Origin of the sequence: Kitasatospora sp. NPDC059571 (assembly GCF_042735675.1) — a bacterium.
Lineage (GTDB): Bacteria > Actinomycetota > Actinomycetes > Streptomycetales > Streptomycetaceae > Kitasatospora.
Genome location: NZ_JBHWBW010000731.1, coordinates 1 through 2,382, shown reverse-complemented (window position 1 = coordinate 2,382; position 2,382 = coordinate 1). Strand labels below are relative to the sequence as shown.

Annotated in this window: 1 protein-coding gene; it reads left to right on the top strand. The window is 77.6% G+C overall.

Going from position 1 to position 2,382, the window contains the following annotated elements; all coding sequences use genetic code 11:
* The coding region (locus ACFV0G_RS38385) for an SDR family NAD(P)-dependent oxidoreductase (protein WP_380558217.1) at positions 1 to 2,347 on the top strand (2,347 nt) is incomplete at its 5' end.
* Positions 2,348 to 2,382 lie beyond the last annotated feature (35 nt).

Here is a 2,382-nt window from a genome sequence, read left to right as displayed (position 1 = left end):
TGTCCGCGGCCTCGCCGTCGACTGGCCGGCGGTCTTCGCCGGCACCGGCGCCCGCCGGGTCGACCTGCCCACCTACCCCTTCCAGCGGCAGCGGTACTGGCCGGAGGCCCCGGTCGCCGTGGCGGCCGCCGCGTACGGCGCGGCGGGGCAGGGCGGCGACCCGGTGGATGCCCGGTTCTGGGAGGCGGTGGAGAGCGAGGATCTGGCGACGCTGGCGGCGACCCTGGAGGTGGACGCCGCGGACGCGCAGTCCCCGCTGAATGCCCTGGCGCCCGTCCTGCCGGTGCTCTCGGCCTGGCGGCGTCAGCAGCGGGAGCAGCACCTGGTGGACGGCTGGCGCTACCGGGTGGTCTGGCGGCCGCAGGCCGACGCCTCGTACGACGGGGTGCTGACCGGTGACTGGTTGCTGGTCGTCCCGGCGGACGGCACGCTCCCGTCGGCCGGGCAGCAGTGGACCGCCGCGGTCGAGCGGGCCCTGTCGGACGGCGGGGCGCGGGTGCGGCGGATCGCGGTCGACGCGGGCGCCTGCGAGCGCGCCGCGCTCGCCGAGCTGCTGCGCGCTGCCGGGGATGCGGCAGGTGAGGCCCCGGCCGGTGTCCTCTCGCTGCTGGCCCTGGACGAGGAGCAGCACCCCGTCCACCCGGCCCTCGCCGCCGGACCGGCTGCGACCGCGGTGCTCGTCCAGGCCCTCGGTGACACCGGGATCGGTGCCCCGCTGTGGTGCGTGACGCGCGGCGCGGTGGCGACGGGCGCGGGCCAGGGTGTGCTGAGCCCGGTCCAGGCGCAGGTCTGGGGCCTGGGCCGGACGGTGGCCCTGGAACACCCCGAGCGCTGGGGCGGTCTGGTCGACCTGCCGGAGACGGTGGACGACCGGGCGGCGGCCCGCCTGGCGGGCGTGCTCTGCGCCGGGGACGGCGAGGACCAGCTGGCGGTACGCCGCTCCGGCGTCCTGGCCCGGCGCCTGGTGCGCGCCGAGCGGCCCACTGCCGCGACCACGCCGTGGCGGCCCCGCGGCACGGTGCTGGTCACCGGCGGCACGGGCGCGCTCGGTTCGGAGGTGGCCCGCTGGCTGGCCCGCAACGGCGCCGAGCACCTGGTGCTCACCGGCCGGCGCGGTGCCGATGCCCCGGGTGCGGTCCGGCTGCGCGACGAACTGGCGGCCACCGGCGTCCGGGTGACCCTGGAGGTCTGCGACGCCTCCGACCGCGAGGCGGTGGAGTCGCTGGTCAAGCGGCTGCTCGTGGACGCGGACGGCCTGCCGCTGCGCGCGGTGGTGCACGCCGCCGGTGTCACCCAGGACACCGCGCTGATGGACAGCGACCTCGCCGAACTGGCGGCTGTCGTGGACGCCAAGGTGTCCGGGGCGGTCCACCTCGACGCGGCACTCGGCGACACCGAGCTGGACGCCTTCGTCCTCTTCTCGTCGATCGCCGGGGTGTGGGGCTCCGGTGGCCAGACCGGCTATGCGGCGGCCAACGCCTTCCTCGACGCGCTCGCCGAGCGGCGCCGCGCCGCCGGACTCGCCGCCACCTCGGTGGCGTGGGGCCCGTGGGGCGGCATCGGGATGGCGGCGGACGACGCCGCTGCCGCCGAGCAGCTGCGCCGGCGCGGCCTGCGGGTGATGGCGCCGGAGCTCGGCATCGCCGCGCTCCAGCAGGCGCTGGACCACCGGGAGACGGCGCTGACCGTGGCGGACGTGGACTGGGCGCTGTTCGCCCCGGCCTTCACCGCCGCCCGGCCGCGGCCGCTGATCGGCGACCTGCCCGAGGTCCGCGAGGCGCTGGAGGGCGCCGCCGCAGGGCCGGAGGCGGGTGCGGCCGAGCAGTCCGCAGCGTTCCTGGAGCAGCTGCGGTCGATGCCCGCCGTCGAGCGGGAACGGGCGCTGCTGGAGCTGGTCCGCGGCGAGGTCGCCGCCGTCCTCGGCTACGCGGGGGCCGCGGCGGTCGAGGCCGCGAGGGCGTTCACCGAGCTGGGCTTCGACTCCCTGACCGCGGTCGAGCTGCGCAATCGGCTCGGCGCCGCCGTCGGCCTGCGGCTGCCCACCAGCCTGGTGTTCGACTACCCGAACCCGGCCGCGCTCGCCGCCCACCTGCGGGCCGAGATCGCCGGCGACGACGAGACCGGCGCGGCCCCGGCGCTCGCCGAACTCGACGCGCTGGACCGGACGCTGTCCGCCGTCGCGCCGGACCATGCCGACCGCGCCCGCGTCACCGCCCGGCTCCAGGCCCTGTTGGCCAAGTGGAACGCGGCCGGCGGCACGGCGGACGAGGCCGACGAGGACGAGCTGGACGACGTGTCCGCCGACGACCTCCTCGACCTCATCGACAAGGAATTCGGCAGGTCCTGACCGTGCTCTCCCTTCCTGCCGGGGCGGGCCGAGCC